At 68.0% G+C, this 23,387-nt stretch carries 22 protein-coding genes; 5 read left to right on the top strand and 17 right to left on the bottom strand.

What is annotated here, in order from left to right:
* Positions 1 to 17 precede the first annotated feature (17 nt).
* On the top strand, positions 18 to 452 hold the full coding sequence (locus tag G3I17_RS02230) for a TIGR03618 family F420-dependent PPOX class oxidoreductase (protein WP_164593394.1): 435 nt from the start codon (positions 18 to 20) through the stop codon (positions 450 to 452).
* Between the two features lie 40 nt (positions 453 to 492).
* Here the strand turns inward: G3I17_RS02230 and G3I17_RS02225 are convergent, their stop codons facing one another.
* The 3 genes from G3I17_RS02225 to G3I17_RS02215 are packed head-to-tail and all read right to left on the bottom strand — an operon-like array spanning position 493 to position 2,377.
* Positions 493 to 1,329 carry a MauE/DoxX family redox-associated membrane protein gene (locus tag G3I17_RS02225; RefSeq protein WP_203589611.1) on the bottom strand — a complete coding sequence of 279 codons (837 nt, stop codon included), beginning with the start codon at positions 1,327 to 1,329 and terminating at the stop codon, positions 493 to 495.
* Between the two features lie 12 nt (positions 1,330 to 1,341).
* A complete protein-coding gene (locus G3I17_RS02220; RefSeq protein ID WP_164593392.1) occupies positions 1,342 to 1,950 on the bottom strand; it encodes a cell wall protein in 609 nt (202 codons plus the stop codon).
* 13 nt (positions 1,951 to 1,963) lie between these two features.
* Positions 1,964 to 2,377, bottom strand: a complete 414-nt coding sequence (locus G3I17_RS02215) for a hypothetical protein (protein WP_164593390.1) — start codon at positions 2,375 to 2,377, stop codon at positions 1,964 to 1,966.
* Positions 2,378 to 2,656: 279 nt separating this feature from the next.
* Between G3I17_RS02215 and G3I17_RS02210 the strand changes: the two genes are divergently transcribed.
* A complete protein-coding gene (locus G3I17_RS02210) occupies positions 2,657 to 2,860 on the top strand; it encodes an antitoxin (RefSeq protein WP_164593388.1) in 204 nt (67 codons plus the stop codon).
* Between the two features lie 65 nt (positions 2,861 to 2,925).
* Here G3I17_RS02210 and G3I17_RS02205 read toward each other — a convergent pair whose 3' ends face one another.
* The 3 genes from G3I17_RS02205 to G3I17_RS02195 form a co-directional block, all read right to left on the bottom strand.
* Positions 2,926 to 3,615, bottom strand: coding sequence for a TetR/AcrR family transcriptional regulator C-terminal domain-containing protein (locus G3I17_RS02205; protein WP_164593386.1), 690 nt, complete (start codon positions 3,613 to 3,615; stop codon positions 2,926 to 2,928).
* Positions 3,616 to 3,629: 14 nt separating this feature from the next.
* On the bottom strand, positions 3,630 to 4,787 hold the full coding sequence (locus tag G3I17_RS02200) for an NAD(P)/FAD-dependent oxidoreductase (RefSeq protein WP_164593384.1): 1,158 nt from the start codon (positions 4,785 to 4,787) through the stop codon (positions 3,630 to 3,632).
* A 113-nt stretch (positions 4,788 to 4,900) separates the two neighbouring features.
* Complete coding sequence (locus tag G3I17_RS02195; protein ID WP_164593382.1) at positions 4,901 to 5,560, bottom strand: HAD family hydrolase; 660 nt, start codon at positions 5,558 to 5,560, stop codon at positions 4,901 to 4,903.
* Positions 5,561 to 5,599: 39 nt separating this feature from the next.
* Here G3I17_RS02195 and G3I17_RS02190 point away from each other — a divergent pair, with 39 nt between their 5' ends.
* Positions 5,600 to 6,019, top strand: a complete 420-nt coding sequence (locus tag G3I17_RS02190; protein WP_164593380.1) for a PaaI family thioesterase — start codon at positions 5,600 to 5,602, stop codon at positions 6,017 to 6,019.
* Positions 6,020 to 6,037: 18 nt separating this feature from the next.
* Here the strand turns inward: G3I17_RS02190 and G3I17_RS02185 are convergent, their stop codons facing one another.
* Positions 6,038 to 7,396 carry an NAD-dependent succinate-semialdehyde dehydrogenase gene (locus G3I17_RS02185; protein ID WP_164593378.1) on the bottom strand — a complete coding sequence of 453 codons (1,359 nt, stop codon included), beginning with the start codon at positions 7,394 to 7,396 and terminating at the stop codon, positions 6,038 to 6,040.
* Positions 7,397 to 8,745: 1,349 nt separating this feature from the next.
* Here G3I17_RS02185 and G3I17_RS02180 point away from each other — a divergent pair.
* On the top strand, positions 8,746 to 10,908 hold the full coding sequence (locus G3I17_RS02180; RefSeq protein WP_164593376.1) for a M6 family metalloprotease domain-containing protein: 2,163 nt from the start codon (positions 8,746 to 8,748) through the stop codon (positions 10,906 to 10,908).
* Between the two features lie 11 nt (positions 10,909 to 10,919).
* Here G3I17_RS02180 and G3I17_RS02175 read toward each other — a convergent pair whose 3' ends face one another.
* The 4 genes from G3I17_RS02175 to G3I17_RS02160 form a co-directional block, all read right to left on the bottom strand.
* On the bottom strand, positions 10,920 to 11,408 hold the full coding sequence (locus G3I17_RS02175) for a MarR family transcriptional regulator (RefSeq protein WP_164593374.1): 489 nt from the start codon (positions 11,406 to 11,408) through the stop codon (positions 10,920 to 10,922).
* Between the two features lie 40 nt (positions 11,409 to 11,448).
* Positions 11,449 to 11,889 carry a DUF1772 domain-containing protein gene (locus G3I17_RS02170; RefSeq protein ID WP_164593372.1) on the bottom strand — a complete coding sequence of 147 codons (441 nt, stop codon included), beginning with the start codon at positions 11,887 to 11,889 and terminating at the stop codon, positions 11,449 to 11,451.
* Positions 11,889 to 12,527, bottom strand: coding sequence for an NAD(P)H-binding protein (locus tag G3I17_RS02165; protein WP_164593370.1), 639 nt, complete (start codon positions 12,525 to 12,527; stop codon positions 11,889 to 11,891). Before G3I17_RS02165 ends, G3I17_RS02170 begins: the two co-directional genes overlap by 1 nt.
* A gap of 75 nt (positions 12,528 to 12,602) precedes the next feature.
* On the bottom strand, positions 12,603 to 13,226 hold the full coding sequence (locus tag G3I17_RS02160) for a histone deacetylase (RefSeq protein WP_164593368.1): 624 nt from the start codon (positions 13,224 to 13,226) through the stop codon (positions 12,603 to 12,605).
* Between the two features lie 149 nt (positions 13,227 to 13,375).
* Between G3I17_RS02160 and G3I17_RS02155 the strand changes: the two genes are divergently transcribed.
* Positions 13,376 to 15,424, top strand: a complete 2,049-nt coding sequence (locus G3I17_RS02155) for a phospholipase C, phosphocholine-specific (RefSeq protein ID WP_164593366.1) — start codon at positions 13,376 to 13,378, stop codon at positions 15,422 to 15,424.
* A 49-nt stretch (positions 15,425 to 15,473) separates the two neighbouring features.
* Here G3I17_RS02155 and G3I17_RS02150 read toward each other — a convergent pair whose 3' ends face one another.
* The 6 genes from G3I17_RS02150 to G3I17_RS02125 all read right to left on the bottom strand — a co-directional run bounded on the left by G3I17_RS02150 (position 15,474) and on the right by G3I17_RS02125 (position 23,379).
* Entirely contained in the window at positions 15,474 to 18,056 is a 2,583-nt protein-coding gene (locus G3I17_RS02150) for a LuxR family transcriptional regulator (protein WP_164593364.1), read from the bottom strand.
* Between the two features lie 96 nt (positions 18,057 to 18,152).
* Positions 18,153 to 19,472 (bottom strand): hypothetical protein, encoded by a 1,320-nt coding sequence (locus G3I17_RS02145; RefSeq protein ID WP_203589610.1) that lies wholly within the window; start codon positions 19,470 to 19,472, stop codon positions 18,153 to 18,155.
* A 4-nt stretch (positions 19,473 to 19,476) separates the two neighbouring features.
* Positions 19,477 to 20,244, bottom strand: a complete 768-nt coding sequence (locus tag G3I17_RS02140; RefSeq protein ID WP_164593362.1) for a DUF4239 domain-containing protein — start codon at positions 20,242 to 20,244, stop codon at positions 19,477 to 19,479.
* Positions 20,241 to 21,371, bottom strand: coding sequence for a flavodoxin-dependent (E)-4-hydroxy-3-methylbut-2-enyl-diphosphate synthase (gene ispG, locus G3I17_RS02135; protein WP_164593360.1), 1,131 nt, complete (start codon positions 21,369 to 21,371; stop codon positions 20,241 to 20,243). Before ispG ends, G3I17_RS02140 begins: the two co-directional genes overlap by 4 nt.
* Positions 21,368 to 22,303: a 4-hydroxy-3-methylbut-2-enyl diphosphate reductase gene (gene ispH / locus G3I17_RS02130; protein ID WP_164593358.1), complete on the bottom strand. Its 936-nt coding sequence runs from the start codon at positions 22,301 to 22,303 to the stop codon at positions 21,368 to 21,370. The genes ispG and ispH overlap by 4 nt, the downstream gene beginning before the upstream one ends.
* A gap of 23 nt (positions 22,304 to 22,326) precedes the next feature.
* Positions 22,327 to 23,379: a family 2 encapsulin nanocompartment cargo protein polyprenyl transferase gene (locus tag G3I17_RS02125; protein ID WP_164593356.1), complete on the bottom strand. Its 1,053-nt coding sequence runs from the start codon at positions 23,377 to 23,379 to the stop codon at positions 22,327 to 22,329.
* Between the last annotated feature and the right edge of the window lie 8 nt (positions 23,380 to 23,387).

Genomic DNA, 23,387 nt, shown 5'->3' with positions numbered 1-23,387 from the left:
CTGAGAGGCTGGCCGGTATGACGACGTTGGCAGAAGCAGTGGCCCTGGCCAGTGATGACCAGGGACTCGCCGTGGTCTCGACGCTCCGGGCAGATCAGACCATCCAGTCCTCGCTGGTGAACGCGGGCGTGATCGACCACCCGGTGACCGGCGAACCCACCCTGGCCTTCGTCACCTACGGCCGGGTGAAGCTCGCCAACCTCCGGGTACGACCCCAGCTGTCGGTGACATTCCGTAAGGGCTGGAAGTGGGGCACCGTCGAAGGTCAGGCCGAACTGGCCGGCCCGGACGACCCCCAGCCCTGGCTCGACGCCGAGTCGCTCCGCCTGCTGCTGCGCGAGATCTTCACCGCAGCCGGCGGCACCCACGGTGACTGGGACGAGTACGACCGGGTCATGGCCGAGCAGCGCCGCACCGCCGTACTGATCGCACCTCAGCGCGTCTACGGCTGACCTGTCGGACCGGCGGACCGGCCCAACAGGTTCGCCGCGATCAGGCCAGTACCGGCAAGAGCGACGGCCGGTAGAGCGTTTCGCCTGAAGCGTCGTCGACGATCGCCACCCGGACCTCATCCGGTTCGTAGCGTTGCCGAGGTACTGCGAAGACGGCCGTTGCCGGACGGTCGTCGTAGGTTGCCGTGTAGCTGACGAAGCGCCAGTCGCCTTCGTCCCAGTGGTCGCGGATGTCGGATCGCAGTAGCGCGTTCACTGCTCGGTAGGCACCGCTACGCAACAGCTGGTGATGCGTCGTGGCCAGCGGTACGTCGTACGAGGCAGTGCTCGCGAGTGGGTGGGTGAGCCTGACCTTGAGCCGACGCAGTGGCAGCAGCCAGCGGCGGTCGAGTTCGGACGACAAGGCAACGAACAACATCACCTCGACGACCACCACCGCGAAGGCAGTTGCCCCCGGCATCGACCACCAGCCGACGTCGGCGGTCGACGCCAGTACTGCGGCTATGAGCAGCAGCCCAGCTCGGCCGAACGACCGCCACGTCACGGGTGCCGTCGCGGATCCCGCGCAACCACACGACGAGTCCGGAGCGGCAACCAGCGAATAGGTCAGATAGCCGAGAAAGCCTACGGCCAAGGCGATCGCGGCCCAGCTCTCCACCTTCCACAGCGGAGGCAGCAACAGAGTGGCGCCGAGCAGCAACTCGACTCCACCGACCGCACGGAACGCCGGCTCTGCTCGCTCCTCGCCGACGAACTTCTTCAGGGCGGTCCGCCTGGCCCTGGCACCGACCAGGGGTCCGGCGAGCTTCCCGTACGACGACCAGATCAGCAGCGCGCCGATCACCAGCGCCTGCAGGGCCGCCACTTGTCCCATCATCGGCGGCCTTCCCTAGGCCGTCGTCGCATAGATGGTGGCGACGTCGATCTCGTTGGTGTCCGGCCGCCAGGCGCCGATCACCTGGGCGTGCTTGCCGACCTTCAGCATCGACAGGTCCGCCACCGCGGGTGTGCCGTTGTAGACGGCGGCGCTGGTGCCCGGTACGACGTGGCCGACGATCTTCGAACCGTTGTGGTCCAGGTGCACGACGTTCTTGCCGATCGCGGTGACGTGCACGATCAGGTTCACGATGTTGACCCAGATCGACTCGGCGGCGAGCGTGCCGTCTGGCATCAGTACTCCCCGGGCATACAGGCCGTCGCCGACCTTGACCTGGTCGAGCGTGGTCGGACGGAGCTTCCAGACGCTGGTACCACCGGTCAGCCGGAGCCGGTGGAACCGGCCGTCCGAACCGGAGACCAGGATCATGCTGCCGTCGCGAGCGGTCACCCGGCCTTCGGCGAAGTTCGGGTCGGGAGTCCCTGCCTCGGGACTTTGGGAGCGAGCGGCGAAGGCCGTCTCGGGGGCGAGCGAACCCATCGCGGTCGCGCCGACGAGGGTCGCGGTGGTGCCGAGCACGGCGCTGGTGAGCAGGGTGCGGCGGTCCAGTGTGTTCGTCATCGGTCCGTCCCCCTCAGCCTGCGTCTACCTGGCACGGAATGAGTCCGGCGTTCAGACTCGCGATCGCGCTGAACGCCGCCGGGGTCAGGTCGATCACCCGGTTGGACGCGCAGGTACCACCGCAGCAGGCCCGCTCACCGCAGAACAGGTCGGTCTGCGGTCCGCAGTCGGCGATGCTGGTGACGACGCGCTTGCCGTTGCACAGGTTGGTGGTGGCGTGCCGGAAGCCGCAGCCGCGCCGGGAGACCCCGGTGATACCGCAGCGGTCGGGACGCGTGATCGAGTAGCAGGCGTCCGAGGTGTTGGTCCAGGCGTGCTGGAAGCTGCCCGAGTTACAGGTGCCACAGGCTCCGTGCCCGGCCGTTCCACAGGGTCCCCATGCGTTGCCGCAACAGAACCATGAGACTTCTCCTTGCAATCCAGCCATTGCTCCTCCTAGGTCTACGGGGCGGTTCGACCCATTCGGCACCCTTATACCTCGCTGGGAGTGGGATATATACAACTCATGGTGATATTCCGTAAGTTTCCACCCCGCGCTCGGTGGGGTTGATGCGTCACCTGGTCGCCAGTGCCGTCGGGTGCGTTTGGCAACGTCGCCGAGCGGGAACGTGGGCGGAGTACGGAGCGTCTCGGACGCGGACCACCGCCCTGCGGAGGGGGCGAGGACCCGCGAGACGCTCGACTCCGAGGAAAGGACGCGAGCGACATGGGTGTCTTCGACAACATGAAGGACAAGCTCACCGACGCGGTCGACGAGCACGGCGACAAGATCAGCGACGGCCTCGACAAGGCCGGCGACGCGATCGACGAGAAGACCGGCGGCAAGTACAGCGACAAGATCGACCAGGGCACGGACAAGGCCAAGGACGGCCTGGACTCCCTCGACGGCCAGGACGACGACCTCAACTGACCCCTCTCAGCACGAAACGGGCCGCGAGCATCCAGCTCGCGGCCCGTTTCGTCGTCTGCGGCCTGCTACACCCCGGTACCACCGGCAGGGCGGGCGGTGGCGATGATGCCGTTGATCAGCATGTCGAAGGCCCATCGCCTGCGCTCGGCCGGCGTACCGGAGACGAGGTCGGCCGCTTGCCCGTGGACGTAGGGAAACTTCTCTGCTGAGGCTCCGGCGAGGTGCTCGCTGAGCTGTCGCAACTCGTCTTCATGGCTGGCGCCATTGCGGGGTACAGAGTGTTCGGCGGCTGTGGCGGTGGCTGTCTGCAGCAGGAAGTCCAGACCCCAGGCAGCTTGGCCGGCTGGCACTTGCCCCGCGGCGAGCAGCCCGAGCAACGTGTCGACCAGCGCCAGGTAGTGCGGCCCGTCAGGGCGGGTGTTGAGCGCAGAGTGAGCCAGGCTGGGATGAGCGAGCAGGATGTCGGTGTAGCTGCCGAGGACTCGGTGCAACCCCTCGCGCCAGTCGTCTGCACTCTCGACCGGAACCAGTTCGACCTGCTCCAGCAGCCGATCCAGGATTGCCGCATGGAGCTCGTAGCTGTTGGCGACGTACACGTAAAGCGAGGCGGCTCCGGTGTCCAGCTCCAGTGCGAGGCGGCGCATCGTGACGCGCTGGAGTCCCTCGCTCTCCATCAGACGTACCGCCGCGTCGACGATGCCCTCGCGGGTGAGGGCAGGTTTGGCGGGACGGTCCCGGCGGCTCACAGCAGGCATGGGCCCAGCATATTTCAGCTCCCCGCCCCGACCGGACCACCCGGGATGGAGGCGAAGAATTCGGTCATCCGCTTCAGGCCGTCGGCGGCGAACATGGTCTGCAGACTCTCGGCGGAGTCGGCGGCACTGGCTTCACTGCGCGGGAAAAGAGCTTCCTCGTATGCCGTCAGAGCGGCCTCGGTGTCGCTCGCGTGTGCGGCAATCGCCTGACCGAGCTCCGCTCCGTCGAACATGGCCAGGTTGGCGCCCTCACCGGCGAACGGAGACATCAGGTGGGCGGCATCGCCCAGCAGCGTCACGCCGGGGATTCGCTTCCAGTCGTGCCCGACCGGCAGGGCGTGAACGCGGCGTGGCACCAGCGCACCGTCCGCGTCGGAGACCAGCCCGCGCAGCCCTTCGTCCCAGCCAGAGAAGTGCGCCAGTACCGCTTCCTTGGCGGCCGCGACGTCGGCGAAGTCGACGGTGTCCACCCACCCCTCGTCCACCTTGAGGGCGGTGTAGACATGCAGGCTGCCGTCGGTCTCCCGATGAGCCAGGAAGCCGCGCTCATCGCCCAGGCAGATGAAGAATCCGTTGCCGATCAAGGCGGCGCTCCGCGGGTGCCGGGTGTCGGCGTCCAGCAAGTCGGCCTCGACGAAGGAGATACCGGTATAGGCAGGCCGGGCGTCCGAAAGGAGCGGCCGGACGTGCGACCAGGCACCGTCGGCGCCGATCAGAAGGTCGGTGGTGATGATGGATCCATCGGCGAAGGTGACCTCGTGACGCCCGCCGTCGAGCGGTCGCGCGCCGGTGACCTTCTTGCCCCAGCGGATCGCGCCGTCGGGAAGAGAGTTCAGCAGCAGCTTGCGCAGATCGCCGCGATCCACCTCCGGCCGGCCCCCACTGCCGTCGTCCTCCTCCGACACATGGACGGTGCCGTCGGGACCGACCAGCCGCATCGCCTCGCCACCCTCGTGGATGATCTTGCGGAAGTCGTCGTAGAGGTCGGCGGCGCGCAGGGCCTGCTGCCCGTTCTCCTCGTGGATGTCGAGCATGCCGCCCTGGACCCGGGTCTCCGCGGACGGCTCCAGCTCGAACAGCGCCGCTTCGATTCCGTTGACGTGCAGGACCCGTGCGGCGGTCAGGCCACCGAGCCCGGCACCGATGATCGCGATGGGGTGATGAGTGCTCATTCGACTTCTCCCGAGGACCGGGGCATGTCGTCATGCCCGGTTCCCAGCGTAACGAACATGTTCGTTACATACAAGTTCGTCACGCGATCGATGGCCGTTCGCAGGACTCGCGCCTACGCCGGTACGACGTACCGCATCGCTTCGGTGATCGTGTCGGCCACTGGTACGCCGGTGGCTTCCAGCGCCGTGCGGGTCATGGCGCCGGTGGCGACGAGGATGCAGGGAGCGCCTACCGCTTGGGCGGCGAGGGCGTCATCGACGACGTCGCCGATCAGCACCACGTCGGCCGGCTCCAGGTTCTGGGCTTTGAGGTGGCGGACGAGGTGCTCTGTTTTGGACTCGCCACCGAGGTCGCCGGGAAGACCGTCTACGCGCTGGAAGAGGTCGGTGAGGCCATGGCCGGCGATCGTCGGGACCAGTTGGGTGTGGAACCACATCGACAGGAGGGACTGCGTGCGGCCGCCTTCACGCCACGCGACCAGTTCTTCCGGTACGCCGGGTGCGAGCACGCTGGTGTGCAGCAATGCGTCGTACTTGTCGTGGTACAGCCGATCGACCCGAGCCCAGTCCGCGTCGCTCAGCGAACGCTCCAGCACCCGCTCGTAGCAGGCTCGCACCGGTCGCGAGTAGAACTGTTGCCACTCTTCCCACCGCAACGGCGGCCGTCCGAACTCGGCGCCCACTTCGTTGACCGCGGCAAGCACCACCTCGTTGTCGTGCAACAACGTGCCATTCCAGTCCCAAACGACGTGCGATGCCCTCACGATGCTCACCCGGGCAACCCTAGGCGAGCGCTGGCATACTTGCCCGCCATGACCAAGTACACGGCCGAAGAGCTGACCAAGTACGGCGCGGGAGCGCTGCCCGGGCTGATCGGGATCGAGTTCACCTCGGTCGAGGCGGAGCTGATCAAGGCCCGTACACCGGTACGCGCTGAGCTGCTCGCGCCGAACGGGTATCTCCACGCCGGTACGGTGGTGAGCATCGCCGACACGTTGTGCGGGTACGGCACGATCGTCAATCTGCCCGAGGGTGCGACCGGGTTCACGACGATCGAGTTGAAGAGCAACTTCCTCGGCACCGCTCGCGAAGGCGCGGTGCTGTGTGAGGCGCGCCCGATCCACCTCGGCCGGACCACCCAGGTATGGGACGCGGAAGTGACCAACGAGGACACCGGCCGCAAGATCGCGACCTTCCGCTGCACCCAGCTGATCCTCTGGCCGAAGCAGTAGCCGGGGCTGCGACCAGAATCAGAGCCGGATGGACTTCTGGTTCATGAACTCCTCGATACCGGCCGGGCCGAGTTCGCGGCCCATACCGGAGCGCTTGATCCCGCCGAACGGCAAGTCGGCCTGCGATCCGCCCGCGCTGTTCAGGTAGACCATGCCGGCTTCGATCTGGTCGGCGACCCGGCGGTTGCGGACGGGGTCGGTGCCCCAGACGCTAGCGCCGAGGCCGAACGGCGAGTCGTTCGCGATCACGATCGCCTCGTCCTCCGTCTCCGCCTTGAAGACCAGGACGACCGGCCCGAAGATCTCCTCGTAGTACGCGTCCATCTCCGGTGTGACGTCGGTCAGCACGGTCGCTTCGAGGTACGCGCCGGGCTCTATCCGCTGACCACCGGTACGGAGCGTCGCACCCTGTCGCACCGCGCGCTCGATCTGCTCGGCGACCTCGTCGGCCGCGGCGATCGAGGCCAGCGGGGGCAGCTTGGTCTCGGGGTCGGCCGGGTCGCCGGGGAGGTAGAAATCGGCGACCCGCTTGGTGAGTTTGTCGACGAACTCGTCGTACAGGCCGGCGAGCACGATCATCCGTTTGGGCGCATTGCAGGACTGGCCGCAGTTGCGCATCCGGGCGGTTGCGGTCGCCTTGACCGTCTCGTCCAGGTCGTCGCTGTCGAGCACGATCAGCGGGTCGGAGCCGCCGAGCTCGAGCACGGTCTTCTTGAGGTTCCTGCCCGCCTCGGCAGCCACCGAGATGCCAGCCTGCTCACTACCGGTCAGCGAGACGCCCTGGATCCGCGGGTCGGCCAGAATCGCGGAGATCTGCCGCGACGAGGCGAAGGTGTTGACGTAGACGTCATCGGGTACGCCGGCGTCGCGAAGTACTGACTCGATCGCGGCAGCCGATCGCGGGCAGATCGAGGCGTGCTTGAGCAGGATCGTGTTGCCCAGCACCAGGTTGGGCGCGACGAAGCGGGCGACCTGGTAGCAGGGGAAGTTCCACGGCATGATCCCGAGCAGCGGCCCGATCGGGTTCTTGGTGATGACCGCCTGGCCGCCCTTGATCGCGACCGGCTGATCGGCCAGCAGCGCCGGCCCGTTGTCGGCGTAGTAGGTGAAGATGTCGACCACGATCCCGACCTCACCCCGCCCCTCGTTGATCCGCTTGCCCATCTCCAGCGTCATGATCGCCGCCAGCTCATCGGCCCGCTCGCCGAACAACTCAGCCGCCCGCCTCACGATCGCGGCCCGCTCCTCGACACCCCGCCGCCGCCACGCCGGATACCCACCGTGCACCCGCGCGATCGCCGCCTCCACCTCCTCGGCAGTCGAGTTCGGCACCTCTTCAACCAACTCACCCGTCGCCGGGTTGGTAACTGAATACATAGGACCGAGCCCTCCGCCCTCGACAACACTGCGCCCCGCCAGGCTAACGGCTGAGCCACATACTGTATACAGTTGTCTCAGATGCAGTCATCTCAGCATTGCGGGGCTAGAGGGTGTCGCGGGACGCTCACGGTTCGGCGCGGGTGGATTCGTGGTGCTGTCGCGAAGGGTGCTGTGGATTCGGGGTGCTGTCGCGAAGGGTGCTGTGGATTCGGGGTGCTGTGCCAAGGGGGCTCTGGATTCGGGGTGCTGTGCCAAGGGTGCTGTGGATTGCGTCGCCGGGCTGCGAAATGGTCCTAGTCGCGGCGATGCGCGTCAAGAGCGCTGCGCGTCCCTTCGGGATCGAACAAGTTCGACTCTTGACACCCACCACCACGACCAGGCAAAGACGCAGCTATCCCGGAGCCGCTGGAAAGACTGACCACAATGGATGAGTCACCACCATCCCAAGGCCGGCCACCATCCGGGCACCATAGGCACCCAAGATTCCACCCGGCGAGGCACCATCCGGGCACCCCTGACGCCCCCGCCCCGCCGCACCGCGCCCGGGCGGCGTGCGGGCGGGCCCGGCGACCCCGATTCCTCAGCCACTAGCGCGTTATCCGACCACTAGCGCCCTACAAGACGCTAGCGGTACAACAACCCGCCAGCCGACCCCCACCAACACGAACCCAGCCCCCAAAACCGCCCAAAACAGCACCATCACCGACAGACACACCTGTCGCGTTTGGTCGAGGGGACCGACCGGGACCGGCACGCACGCACAACTCGCCGCGAGCGCCCCGACACACCGAGGTAAGCGCTTGCCTACCGGGTTAGGTGTGCACAGCAGCCCGTCGCCCCCAGCAACCCCGCGGCGGTGGAAACAAACTTGCACCTGGCGACCAAAAGTTACCCACTCAACCCCCACCCCCACCCCCGCCCGACCCCGCAACCCGGCCGACCTCACCACCATTCCCCCGCGACCCGGCCGGCGTGACCCAAGATGGCCCCTGGCTCACACCTCCCCGCGGGATCCACATAGCTGCGTCCTTCCCTGGTCGAGACGATGAGGGTCAAGAGTCGAACTCGTTCGATCCCGAAGGGACGCGAAGCGCTCTTGACGCTCATCGTCTCGACTAGGACACTCCCGCAGCGGAGACCGCGAACCACACCCACCTTGGGACAGCACCACGAATCCACACCAGCCTCACGCCGAGCACCCCCGCATCCACCCCAACCCCCACGCCGAGCACCCCGCATCCACGCCAGCTTTTCGGCGACAGCAAGGGAAAACCGGCTGGGTGCGGACGCCTGCGATGAGGCAGGATGAAGGCCCGCATGTTTCCTTCGTCGATCGGACTCCGCCCGTGTCTGAGCAACGAAAGCTCCGGCTTGCCCTGCGCGCGACCGCTCTGCTGGCAGCCGTCTCCATTCCCGGTCTCGCGTTCGCGGCACCCGGCAGTTCGCCAGGCGCCACGCCGGGCAACGCCGCTCCCCCGGCCGCCGCGGCCGTAGTACCGGCGGCTGCGCAGGCTGATCCCGTCAATCCCTGGCAGTTCGACCACTGGCCGCAGCAGCAGCCGTGGCAGGAGTCGGAGTTCGCCGCCAAGCGCGTCGCGCAGCCTGGTTTCGGAGCGCCGATCGACCCGCAGAACTGGGTCAACCCCGACCATATGACGTGGGCGGACTACAAGAAGCCGCCTGGTACCAACTGGGCCGACCCGAGCAAGTCCGGTTCGGTCCGGACGTTCAAGGGCGCGCTCGTGCTCGTGGACTACGCGAACCAGCCGTTCGTGGTCACCCAGCCGAAGGGTTCCACCCCCTTCGGCAACCCGAGCGCTGAGGCGAACGGCATCCCGCGCACCCAGGTCGCCGACTTCTACCGCGACTTCCTCAACAAGCCCGGCGCGCTCAACCACGGCCACACCATCCACGAGTACTGGATGGAGGACTCCGGCGGCCGGTACGGCGTCGAGCTGACCTCATTCGGCGCGTACCAGATGCCCGGCAAGTCGTACGAGTACGCGATGGAGTTCCAGGGCGGCACGGCCTGTCCCGCCGGTGACAACTGCAACAAGAACCTGCGCACCGACGCCCGCGCCGCCTGGGTCACCGACCAGGGCGCCGAGGTACCGGCCGGGTTCGACTTCATCTACTACCTCAGCGCCGGCCAGGACGAGTCGTCCACCTGGCAGGAGTTCGGGTCGATGAAGTTCCCGACCAAGGAAGACGTCACCGACGACTTCGGCCCGCCCGACCCGGCGCTGCCGAACTGGTCGCTCACCCGGTACGTCCCGTGGACCTCGTGGGCCTCCGGCTCGACGCTGTGGCCCAACGCGGGCGGCGGTTCGACCACACAGGCCGAGAGTTCCGGCATGTCGGTCTTCGCCCATGAGCTGAGCCACATCCTCGGGATCGGCGACAACTACAACAACCCGTTCGGCGTACCGGCGCGGCGGGACTACTCCGGACCGTGGGAGATGCTCAGTCGCGGCACGTTCAACGGCCCCGGCGGTCCCCACAGCCGCTGGATGATCCCGGCGACCGGTGGCGCGTCGATGGGCGCGCAACACATGCTGCGCAACAAGATCAAGCTGCAGATGGTCGACGAGCAGAACGTACTACGGCTGTCGCGCGAGGCGCTGGCTCAATCGGGCCTGGTCGTCGCCGATGTCACCGCCCGAGTGACCCAGCCCGGCGCCAACGACTTGGCGGGCATCAACATCGCGCTCGGCACCGGTGATCTCTCCCCCAAGTGCGACATCACCACCAACCCGTTCTGTGACGGCGGCGGCTACAACAACTACACGGTCGAGGTCGTCGACAGGGTCGGCACGGACTCGTTCACGCCCGACGCGGGCGTCCTGCTCGCGAAGACCAAGAACCAGGACGCGGCACCGTTCGAGTGGGTCGTCGACGCGAACCCGCAGGACATCAACATGACCGACTACGTCCTGCCCGACGGCACCAAGGTCCCGATCACGATCGGCGACTACCGCCAACTGTCCGACGCGCTCTTCCACGCCGGTACCAATTCGGGCAGCGAGTTCGAGTACGTCGACCAGGCGAACCGGCTGCACTTCTACGTCACCAACGTGCACCGCAACGGCAAGGGCGAGCTCTCCTACACGGTGGCGATCCGTTCCCTCGACGGCGCCGGTCCGCAGAAGCGCGGCGTACGGGTTCTCCCGACCGTCGGCCTCGCTGGTCGCGACGGTGTCAGCACCTGCGCCTTCCCGCTCACCAACACGGGCAAGACGGCGCCGCCGCAAGGCACGCACCCGGAGGACGTCGCGAAGTACCTGAACAACGACGTCTACCGACTGTCCGCCAAGGTCACCGGCAAGGGCTGGACCATCTCCCTCCCCAACGCCCTCGCCACCGCCAAGACCGGCGCCACCATCAAGATCCCGGTCCAAGCCAAGGCCGCCAACAAGGCCACCCCGCTGGCCCAGGTGACCCTGACCGCGACCTCAGAATCCGACCCCACCAAGAAGTCCACCACCACCTGCTTGGCAATCGCCCGGTAGCCCCCCTCGGATCAGGCCTCGGCGAGCGTGGTTGTCGCGGTCTTACCGGCTCCGGTAGTGGCTTGGAGGAAGCCGGCCAGGAGTTCCAGGTCGGCGGCGGTGTAGTCGGCCAGGAGCTCGTCCATCTTGGTGTTCATGCCGGAGTACAGCTTGAAGACCTCGGCGCTGCGTTCGCGGAGCGCGCGGACGGTGACTGCACGGCGATCGGTTGCCTCGGGGTCGCGTTCGCGGGCGATCCAGCCGCCGCGTTGGAGGCGGTCGAGGACGCCGGTCATCGTCGCCGGGTGCAGCCCGGCCCGGCGCGCGATCTCGCTCGGGCTCAGCGGGCCGTGCCTGGTGATGAGTTCGAGGCAGTCCAGGTCGACGTCCTTGAGCTCGAGCTGCGCGCCGACCTGGTGGTTGAGCAGGGAGAGCTGGTTGCTCAGCTCGCGCAGTGAGTCCTTGATCTCGGTCGCCAGCCGGCGCCGCTGCCGGTTGTCGTCAGAAGCTACCGGACTCATAAGATGCGCTCCCCGTGTTGTACGAACTCCGAACAACACTTTACTCAGCTGACCGCTTCCGCCCAGAGATCAGCAGGCCCAAAGCGATGATCGCCGCAACGGTTCTCGCCAGATGGGCTAGCTGCCATCGGTCCCGTACGTCGGCCCAGTCGGCGGGTGGAGTCGCGACCAACCAGTCTGCCTGGTCGGAGTTGATCGGCAGGTTGACGATGAGCGTCAGGGCGAACACCCCGACCAGCAGTACCAGCGCCGCGATCGCCGGCGCGCGCCAGGATCGTAGTACCAGCACTACTGTCGTGATGACTGCCGGCAGCAACGTCACGCTGGCCAGGGTGTCCAGCCGGACCAACTCCACCTGACGCACCTGGGTGTAGACGTGTCCGTCGAAGGGCCGCAGGGAGTGCTCGAGGACCAGCACGGTCAGCAGGAATCCCGCGAAGAGGCCGGCGAAGGCGACGTTGGCGAACCGCACGAACCTCATCAGTACGCGATGCCGACCGCGTGGCCGATCGTCAGCGGGTCGGCGAGGGCTTTGAGCATGAAGTGGGCGGCGTCTTCCCGGGAGATCGACAGGCCGCGCGGAATGTTGGCATCCAGGGCCGTGCGGTAGACGCCGGTGGCCGGCTTGCTGACGAGTTTCGGCGGCCGGACGACGGTCCACTCGACGCCGCTCCGCGCGAGTTCTTCTTCCATCAACGCCAGGTCGGCATACGTCTCCTTGAGCATCCACCCGAAGAACGGATGAATGAAGTCCCGGTTGAGCAGGCTGTCCCCCGGCGGAATCGGACCGACCGGCGCTGCGCTCACCCCGACGTACCGGCGTACTCCGCTCTGCTGCATCGCCTCCGTGATCGCCCGCGTCGAACTGGATGTCACCGGCCCATCCTTCCGCCCACGCGGCCCGATCCCCGAAACCACCGCCTCCGCCCCATCAACTGCCTCCAGAAGGTCCGACGCCGCCGTCACCCCGGACACCTTCACCACCTCAAGCGCCGGATGCCGCACCTCGTACTGCGCCGAGGCTCGCACCACCGCCACCACCTTGTGCCCCGCCTCGAGCCCCTGCTCAACCGCCGCCGCCCCGATCCGCCCGGTCGCACCGAACACCGTGATCCGCATCGCCCCACACCTCTCTCTAGGTAATATCTAGAACATATCATATGAGTTTCATACGATATGAAGAGGTGAGCGACTTCACCTTTCCACCGCGGCGACCAACTCCTCGCGACCCCAGACACCCCGCACTCCAGGCGCAGTGCTCAGGTAGTCTGCAATCCGCTCCGCGTCCCAGCCATGCGCCTCCCGCAGCCCCGCGCCGATCCACCCCAGGTACGCCGCACTCGGTGCCGCGGGCTCCAGCGCACTCGCCTCACCGTGGGTCATCGTGAGCATCGGCACACCGTCGCGCAGCGCCACCCGGATGAGCGTCTCGTAGCGACCGGGACCCAGCGCTTGCGCGATCTCCACGATGCTCGCCACCGCGCTCACGGCCAGGGCGAACTCGCCACCCGGGGGCCGGCGCATCTCTTGAGCTACCACGTCGGCGAACTGGTCGACTGTGATCAGGTACGCGCGAGCGGCCACCTGCGTGCCGGCGTCCGGGTCGTAGAAGGCGCTGCCGCCGGTCCAGACCTTTGACTCGCCGGAGAAGACCAGGCCGCCGGGGATCCACACACTGAGGACCTGCGAGGGCTCGCTAGGGTCGCGGCAGCCGGTGTAGTCGCGCATGCCACCCGGCGGGCGGCCCCCGGACAGGTAGCAGCGGAACCGGTTCAGTGCGAGATTCGAGCCGTAAGCGACGTACCAGACGCTACTCAAACGTTAACTCCGTCCGTTACAGTCTGAAACCGGCTCCTAACGAACAATAAACTTCACATTCCGTCCATCTGAAGTTTCCACTCAGGGTGCCACCAATGCAGTGCTGGTACTGAACGCTCCACCCGTCCCGCTCAACGAGGAGACCCGTCATGCCAGATCTGAACCGCCGCAGGTTTCTGCAGCTAGCCGGTGGTAGCGCGGCCTTCGCCGCGATGTCCAGCAGTATCGAACAAGCCGCCGCGATCCCGGCCAACCGCCGGACCGGCAGCATCGAGGACGTCGAGCACATCGTCGTCCTGATGCAGGAGAACCGTTCCTTCGACCACTACTTCGGCTCGCTGAAGGGTGTCCGCGGCTTCGGTGACCCGCGACCCGTCACGCTGCCCAGCGGCAAGTCGGTCTTCCACCAGTCGAACGGCACGAAGGACGTACTGCCGTTCCACCCGCAGGCCGACGACCTCGGCATGCAGTTCCTCCAGGGACTCGCGCACAGCTGGCCGGACGGTCACGCCGCGTTCAACAACGGCAAGTACGACCGTTGGGTGCCGGCCAAGACCGCGCCGACGATGGCGTACCTGACCCGCGAGGACATCCCGTTCCACTACGCCCTCGCCGACAAGTTCACCGTCTGCGACGCCTACCACTGCTCCTTCATCGGCGCGACCGACCCGAACCGCTACTACATGTGGACGGGCTACACGGGTAACGACGGAACCGGCGGCGGCCCGGTGCTCGGCAACGACGAGGTCGGCTACGGCTGGACAACGTACCCGGAGCGCCTGGAGGAGGCCGGCGTCTCGTGGAAGATCTACCAGGACATCGGCGACGGCCTCGACGCCGACGGCAGCTGGGGCTGGATCAACGACGCATACCGGGGCAACTACGGCGACAACTCGCTGCTGTACTTCAACAAGTATCGCAACGCCTCCCCCGGCGACCCGCTCTATGACAAGGCCCGGGTCGGGACGAACGCGAAGGCCGGCGACGGCCTGTTCGACCACCTCCGCGCGGACGTCAAGAACGGCGACCTGCCGCAGATCTCCTGGATCGCGGCACCCGAGGCGTTCACCGAGCACTCGAACTTCCCGTCGAACTACGGCGCCTGGTACATCTCGCAGGTCCTCGACGCGCTGACCTCCGACCCGGACGTGTGGAGCAAGACGGCCTTCTTCATCACCTACGACGAGAACGACGGCTTCTTCGATCACGTCGTCCCGCCGCTCCCGCCGATGTCGGCGGCGCAGGGACTGTCCACGGTGGACGTCAGCGCCGACCTGTTCCCCGGCAGCTCGCGGTACACGGCCGGTCCGTACGGTCTCGGCCCGCGCGTCCCGATGATCGTCGTGTCGCCATGGAGCACCGGCGGCTACAACTGCTCCGAGGTGCTCGACCACACCTCGATCGTCCAGTTCATGGAGCGCAGGTTCGGCGTGCACGAGCCGAACATCTCGCCCTGGCGCCGCGCCATCTGTGGCGACCTGACCGCGGCCTTCGACTTCAGCGCCGACGCGAAGCAGCCCGGCCAGCTCCCCGACACCTCGGCGTACCAGCCGCCGGACGGCGACCGTCACCCGGACTACCGGTTGACCCCGCCCGCGGTCGGCGCCATGCCCGTCCAGGAGGCCGGCTCCCGGCGGACCCGGCCGTTGCCCTACGCCCCGTACGTCGACGGCGCCACGCAAGCCGGCAAGTACCAGCTGACGTTTGCCTCTGGCAACGAAGCGGGTGCGCAGTTCCTGGTCACCTCGGCGAACCGCACCGACGCCCCGTGGACCTACACGACCGAGGCCGGCAAGTCGATCGCGGACACCTGGAACACGGTGTACTCGGCCGGCGTCACCAACCTGACCGTGCACGGCCCGAACGGATTCCTGCGCACCTTCAAGAGCAAGCCGGACACCGGACTCGAGGTGATCGCCCGGCACAACGGCAGCACGGGTGACCTCGACTTCACGCTGACCAACACCAGCGCGAAGGACGTCATCTTCACCCTGACGAACTCGTACGACGGCCGCCCGAAGCGACTCAAGGTGCTCAAGGGCCGGAGCTCGCAGTACAAGCTGAACGTGCATCACAGCAAGCAGTGGTACGACGTATCGGTGCTCGCCGACACGGACAGCGTCTTCCTGCGACGCTTCGCCGGGCACGTCGAGACCGGCGAGGCCGGAGTCAGCGACCCCGGCATCATCACCGCCTGAGCTTGAGTCCCACCCGTCCTGCCCCGGTGGATCACCGGGGCAGGACGGCTCAGCGGGTGATCAGCGGGGCCAGGTCGTGGCGGGAGCGGACCTCCAGTTTGCGCATCGCGTGGGACAGGTGGTCTTCGACGGTGCTGACCGACAGGCTCAGGGTCGCCGCGATCCGGCTGTTGCTCAGGCCTTGCGTGGCCAGGCGGGCGACTTCGAGCTCGCGCGGAGAGAGCGCGTTCCCGTAGCCGCGGCGGCCGCGTTTGGGCGAGACGGCGACCCCGGCCTCCCGCAGCACCTCCCGGCAGCGCCGCGCATCGCCACGTGCGCCCATCCCCTCGTAGTCGTTGGCGACGGACACCAACTCCTCAGGCAGACCGTCGCCGAGCAACAGCATCCCTCGCCGTTCCAGCGCCATGCATTCGTCGTAGCGCCTGCCCATGGCCCGATACTGCTCCGCAGCAGCGGCGAACAGTTCCACCGAGTTCTCGACGACAGCACGCGCCACCAGGGCCGCCGCCGACGCCACCGGCGCTTCCCGCTCGCCCACCGCCGTGGCGAACCTGGCCGCCAGCTCATGCGACTCATCCCGAGCGCCACGCCGCGAGACCAGGCAACCGATCAGATCCCCCGCCCAGGCCCAGCCGTCCTTGCGGGTCACGATCGCCAGACACTCGTCCAACGGCGCCTCGGCGTACCGATCGAGGGCAGCCGCCGCGGCGGTCCTCAGCGGCCACGGGCCGCGCACGGTTGCCGCCAGCACCGACTCGAGCAATTGCTTGCCCCCGGCAACATCTCCTTGGGCGAAGCGCAGCCGGCCGTCGACCAGGTCGAGCTCGGCACGGAGTACCGGCAGGCCGGTTGTTTCGGCGCGGGCATGCGCGAGGCGGTCGGCCAGGCCGGACCAGTTGCCGGCGGCAAAGTCCAGGCGAGCCCTGACCGCCGCGATCGCCGTTCTGGTGAAGGGATTCTCGTACTCCGCCGCGCGATCCAGCAACGCCGTACTGCGCCGGTCGTGACCCAGCCACGCCAAGGCGCTCGCGATCTCGACCCCGTTGGCCTCGTCCGTCTCCCCCAGCGCCAGCCGGAACCGCGCCTGATTGCGCCGTACTGCGAATTGCGCGTCGCCCTCCGACTGGTCGCCGATCAGCAGCAGGGCACGTTCCAGCCAGGCTCGCTGTTCGGCGATCGGTTCAGGGCCCGAGACCGGCAAGGCCAACGCCGACAGCGCCCAGGCCGCCGACTCCGGATCCGCCCCCAGCTCGCTGATCGCGGCCGCCAGCTCACGGCGGCCGGCGCAGATCTCACCCACCTGATCCTGCAGCATCAACCCGAGCACCAGCCGGAGCCGGCCGCGGATCGGGCTGGCGACGGTGGACTTCGCCAGCACCGCCCGCATCGTCGCGATCGCGTCTTGACACTGCCCGGTGGGTGAGGCGGCCCGACCGAGCTTGCCGGCCAGACGCGCGCGATCACTCCATGGCAGCGCCTCGATCTGCAGCATCTCGGTCAGTTGCCGGACGGCGACGGTATGGTCGCCCCCGGCCTGCGCATGTTCGGCAGCGAGCTCCGCGTGGATCATCCAGTCGCCGATCGATCCGCCGAGGCGCGAGTGCTCGGCGATCTGCGCATGGTCCGGCGGCTCGACCGCTGCAAGGGCGCTCGCCGCACGGCGATGCAGCCGCCGTACGTCGTCGGGCGGGATCGTCTCGTAGACCGCCCGGCGAGCGAGGGTATGGCGGAGGTCGTACAAGGCAGGCCTCGGCTCGCCGAGCAGCCCGCGGGCGAGGCCGGAGTCCATCGCCGTGGTCAGCTGCCAACCGGATACGCCGGCGACCGCGCCGAGGATCGCCTCCGACGCGGGTGCGTCGAGGACTGCGGCTGCTTGGATCACCTCGCGGCCGAAGTCCGGGAGCTGCTGGAGACGGATGGTGAGCGAGGCGCGCAAGGCCACCGGTGCCGGTTTGTCTGCCAAGGCACGGAGGAGTGCCGCGCTGTCGCTCGTGCCTTTGCCCAGGGTCTCGTCACGGAGCAGTTCCTCGACGACGAACGGCAGGCCGCCGGTGCGGTCGACCAGCTCGTCGGTCAGGGCCGGCGGCAACGATTTCACTCCGAGCAACTCAGCGGCCAACTCCTGTACCGCGGCGCGCTCCAGCGGGCGAAGTCGTACTTCGGTCGCCCGCGCGCCGGCCGGGACGCAGCCGGCCAGAGCGGTGATCTCCCCGGAGTGCTGGGTGTCCTCCTGCCGATAGGTGGCGATCAGCACGAGGTCCCGCGGGAGACGACTGGCGAGAAATCGCAACAGCTGCAGGGTTCCCGGGTCTGCCCACTGCAGATCCTCGACGACCAGAACGGTCGGTCCGGCGGCGGACAGGTGATCCACCACCGAGCTGAAGACAGCGTGACGGGTGCCAGAACGTAGTACCGGCTCCCCCAGCAGGTCCATCACCGGAGCCAGCGGGACCTGATCCTCCACCGGCCGGCACTGCCCGACCAGCCACCTCACGGGCTGCGACGCCTGCACCTCCGCCACCAACCGGCTCTTCCCGACCCCGGCTTCCCCGACCACCAGCACCAATCCCGGCGCTGCCCGCACCGCTGTCCGCAGTACGCGCAGTTCTTGTTCCCTCCCCACCAACTTCACGAGCTCACCTACCACCACAACTACAGATAGTTCTCACGTGCACACCCACAGTGTCCCCGCTTGCCCGGGCCGCCGCATCTCCATCGATGGACCCGTTCATCGGCGCATCCGGCGTTGGGCGGCCATGGTGGCGCCTCCAGTGAGGACTACCAGGAGGGTGGCCAGGGACCAGCGGCGAAGGACCTGGACCGTGCGGTCAGCGGGTTGGGGGGTGGCTGCTGTTTGGGGGGCGATGGTGATTTCGCTCGGCGTGGGCTGGATCGGACGCGGAGTGGGAGTGGGGGTTGGGGTTGGCGTCGTCGGTGGTGGGAGTAGCGGCGGTAGGACGTCGGCCACAGGAGTGGGGGTCGGGGTCGGGGTCGGCGTGGGAGTCGGAGTCGGCGTTGGGGTTGGGGTTGGGGTCGGGCGCGCCGGAGGGCGCGGGGTCGGGCTGGGCGTCGGGGTTGGAGTGGGTGTGGGAGTTGGAGTGGGTGTGGGGGTTGGCTTAGAAGGTTTGGGGGTTGGGGTGGGTGTGGGCGGCGGCGGCGGTGTAGGAGTTGGCGGGGGTGGCGGCGGAGGCGGCGCCGTGTAGAGGCAGCCGGCCGCGTCTGAGGACACGGCTGCGGGAAGGGTCGCCAGCTTGGTCGAAGAGCCGTCCAACCCAATCCGGTAGAGATGGCTTCGGGAGCCATAACCGGTGTGGATGGCATAGAGCACCCCGCCAGACATGACGACCGAGCTGTAGGAGTGATCGGGCACCCCTCGCACCGTGGCGACGACTTTCACCTTGCCCGACTGGGGATTCAGGCTGACCACCTGCGCGCGCGGACCGCGCGTCGAGATGCCGTACAGCAACCCGTCCGACGGATTCATCGCAAAGTCGTCGACCGACAGCGCGGTCAAGATCGGCGACAGGTGCACCACCTTCACCACCGACTTGTACGTCGTACTGCGCGGGTCGATGTCCATCGTGTACAACCGATGCCCGTCGCGCAGGTACAACCGCGACCCCGCCACCGCCCCGGCGGTCGGGTCGGCGACCCCACCGACACCAACCCTCACCGGACCGAGATCGGTGGCGGCGCCGCGGCGATCGACGGACACCAGGTGCGGCCGGCGACGTAACCATCCCGACCGGTCCCGCGTGGCGATCCCGTAGACCAGGTCCTGATCCCTCGAGTACCCGGCCGCGTTGATCTGGTAGTCGAGCCGCCCGAGCTCAGCACTCTTCCCCGACGGCAACTCGATCCGCGCCAGCCGCGACAACGAGCTGTACCCGGACGACCGGAACTGCAGGATCGAGCACTCGGCAGCCGCCTCCGACGAGCCCGCGACCAGTACGGTCGTCAGACAGGCAAGGACGAAGGCGGCCACGCCCGCCGACGTACGCAGTACGGGGCGCACGCCGACGGACGTGGCGAACAATGGGCGGTTCACGGGATCAACCGCCGTGACTCAGCCTGGCCAGGGCGGACACGAACGCGTCCGGGCCGACGCTCGCGCCGCCGCTGAACGGGTTCTGCAACTGGTAGATCGCGAACAGCAGCAGCCCGATCGCGCCGGACAGCATCGACACGATGATCGCGTACGAGTAGACCCCCGGCCCGCCGAACATGAACATCAGCGCCACCGACATCAGGCTGCCGACCATGATCGCGAACCAGACGACCGAGCTGACCCCACTGCCGGCCGAGTTCAGCCGTACCTGCCTTGCCTGGTAGACGTTCCAGACCTGCGAAGCCGCGGCGACGCGACTGCTCTCCTGCCGCTCGGTGGTCGTCTTCGCGCGCTCGACCGCCGTCTGCAGGTTGGACAGCAGGGTCCACCCCTCGGCGCTGATCGGCAGGCCCGCCTGCATGTCCGGCCACTCCTGCTCGGACACGACGGTCGCGTACGACCGCGTCAGCTTGGCGACCTCCGACCGGTCGGGCTCGGCGAGCGACTCACCCGCCCACTGCACCGCGACCAGCGCGTTCGCTTCCTCGTACGCCGTGTCCTGTGCCTTGTCCATCGCGTCGAACAGCGAGATCAGGACGAACGCAGCGATGACCACGTTGACCCCACCGACGACGGTGAAGACCTGGCCGGCCACCTCGTTGTTCGCCTCCCGGCCCACCCGCTGCCGGGCCCGGCGCAGGATGACCGCCAAGACAGCGGTCACCAGCATCACCCCGACGACCCAGAACACTCCGGTCAGAAAGAGATTCATGCGTCGTCCTCCCCCACAGCGGCACCGCCGGCCGGCCAGTCGTGGCTGATCGCCTCTTCGAGCAGCGCCTCGACGATCTGGCTCTCCGGTACGGTCCGGACGATCTCGCCCTTGACGAAGATCTGCCCCTTGCCGTTCCCCGACGACACCCCGAGATCGGCCTCCCGCGCCTCGCCGGGACCGTTCACCACACATCCCATCACCGCGACCCGCAGCGGCACCGGGAAGCCCTCGAACGCGGCCGTCACCTGCTCGGCGAGCTTGTAGACGTCCACCTGCGCCCGGCCGCACGACGGGCAGGAGACGATCTCCAGCCGGCGCGGCCGCAACCCGAGCGACTCCAGGATCCCGATCCCGACCTTGACCTCCTCGACCGGCGGCGCCGACAGGGAGACCCGGATCGTGTCCCCGATCCCCTGCGCCAGCAGGACACCGAAGGCGACCGACGACTTGATCGTGCCCTGGAACAGCGGCCCGGCCTCGGTCACGCCGAGGTGTAGCGGATAGTCACACCGCCGCGCCAACTCGCGGTAGGCGGCCATCATCACCAGCGGATCGTGATGTTTCACCGAGATCTTCAGATCGGTGAAACCGTGCTCCTCGAACAGCGAGCACTCCCACAGCGCCGACTCCACCAGCGCCGCCGGAGTGGCTTTCCCGTACTTCGCCAGCAGCCGCTGGTCCAGCGACCCCGCATTGACCCCGATCCGGATCGGCACCCCCGCACCCGCTGCCGCGTGGGCGATCTCCTTGACCTGGTCGTCGAACTTGCGAATGTTGCCGGGATTCACCCGTACCGCCGCACAGCCGGCGTCGATCGCGGCGAACACGTACCGCGGCTGGAAGTGGATGTCGGCAATCACCGGAATCCCCGACTTCCGGGCGATCTCCGGCAACGCGTCGGCATCGTCCTGCGACGGCACCGCCACCCGCACGATCTGGCAGCCGGCCGCCGTCAGCTCGGCGATCTGCCGCAGCGTCGCCTCGACGTCAGCCGTCGGAGTCGTCGTCATCGACTGCACGGACACCGGCGCCCCGCCACCCACCGGCACCGTGCCCACCATCATGGCCCGCGACTTGCGGCGTAGTACTGGCAGATCCGGCAGGCCCAGCTGCGTGGCGGTCATGACTGCCTCACCGCTGACGGCAGGGTGAAGTGGATCGTCTCCTGGGTGATCTCCCGCTCGACCACCTTGATCGGCCCGAACTCGCGCAACCACTCGATCACGCCTTCCACCAGCCGCGGCGGCGCCGACGCGCCGGCCGTCAGACCGACCACCTGTACTCCGTCGAGCCAATGCGCGTCGACGCCCGACGCGTCGTCGATCAGGTGCGCCGGGGTGCCGTGCTTGAGCGCGAGCTCCACCAGCCGGCGCGAGTTGGACGAGTTCGTCGAGCCGACCACGAGGACCAGATCCGACTCCTCCGCGATCGCCGCGAGCGCCTCCTGCCGGTTGGTCGTGGCGTAACAGATATCGGCCTCGGCCGGTCCCTTGAGCGCGCGGAACTTGTTGCGCAGGGCATCCAAGATGGCGGTCGTCTCGTCCACCGCCAAGGTGGTCTGGGTCAGGTACGAGACGCGGGCCGGATCGGCCACCTCCAACCGCTCGACGTCCTCGACCGTCTCGACCAGCAGTGTCTGGTCCAGCGCCTCCCCCATCGTCCCCTCGACCTCCTCGTGACCCGCGTGACCGATCAGGATCACGGTGTCCCCGCGGGCGGCGTACCGGCGTGCCTCGGCGTGCACCTTGGTGACGAGCGGGCAGGTCGCGTCGATCACGTCGAGCCCCCGACGGTCCGCCTCACTGCGGACCGCCGGGGACACTCCATGCGCCGAGAAGACGACCGTCGCACCGTCCGGCACGGCGTCCAGCTCGTCGACGAAAACAGCCCCCCGGCTCTCCAGATCCGCGACGACATGGGTGTTGTGCACGATCTGCTTGCGCACGTAGATCGGATGGCTGCGCCGGTCGAGCAGCTGCTCGACCACTTCGATTGCTCGCTCCACGCCCGCGCAGAACGAGCGTGGCGAAGCCAGCAGGATGGTGCGTGTCGTCATCGTTTCCCCCTCAGAAAGCGCAGTCAGTGATCGCGGCGCGTGGCCAGCCGGGCCAGTTGCTCCAGCTCAGCCGCGGCCGGCTCGAGTGCCCGCGCCGACGCCAGTTCTCCCAGTGCGGCGGCCAGTAACGCGTCCGCCTGCAGCTGGCTCTGCTCGCGCGCTCCGGTGGCCTCGATCAGGTCCGCCACTCGCGCCAGCTCCGCGTCGGACAGGTCGTCCTTGCGGTGGTACATCGCCGCCAGCTCGCGACCGGCCTCGGTCCCCGAGGTCAGCGCCGCGATGGCCGGTAGCGACTTCTTCCGCCGCCGCAGGTCCGAATGCACCGGCTTTCCCGTGACCTTGGGGTCCCCCCAGATCCCCAGCAGGTCGTCGACGTACTGGTACGCGAGCCCGAGATCCTCGCCGTACAGTCGCAGGTGGTCGACCTGCTCGATCCGGCCGCCGCCGAAGAGTGCGCCGAGGGCCGTCGAGCAGCCGAGCAGCGCGCCGGTCTTGAGCTGGGCCATCCGCACGCACTCCGACAGCACGACGTCGTCGCGGGTCTCGAAGTGCGAGTCGGACAGCTGCCCGTCGACCAACTCCTGAACGGCCGAGCCGAGCATCTTGGCCGCTTCGTCCCCGGCCCGGTTGCCGCTGTCGACCAGTACTTCGAACGCGAGGCTGAGCAACGCGTCGCCGGCCAGGATCGCCGGGCCGAGACCGAACACGGACCAGGCCGTGGCCCGGTGCCGCCGGGTCAGGTCGCAGTCCATCACGTCGTCGTGCAGGAGCGAGAAGTTGTGCACCAGCTCGACGGCTACCGCAGCGGGAACCGCAGCCTCCGCAGTACCGCCAACGGCCTGAGCAGCCAGCAGTACCAGCGCGGGGCGGAGGGCCTTGCCGCCGTCAGCGTGGGCTGGAGCTCCTTCCTCGTCCTCCCAGCCGAAGTGGTAGTTGGTGATCCGCTGAGTTGCCAGCGGCATACTTGCGACGGCCGCGCGAAGAGCGGGCTCGACCTGATCGCGGCTCCAGGCCAGAAGTTGCTGAGCAGACCGGCCGGCACCGGCGGTTTGACTCGCCTGTTGGAGAGTGGACATGACATGAC

The sequence above is a fragment of the Streptomyces sp. SID13031 genome (assembly GCF_010548305.1).
GTDB lineage: Bacteria > Actinomycetota > Actinomycetes > Propionibacteriales > Kribbellaceae > Kribbella.
Note: the sequence above shows the minus strand (reverse complement) of the source record. Positions and strands in the feature narration are given on the sequence as shown.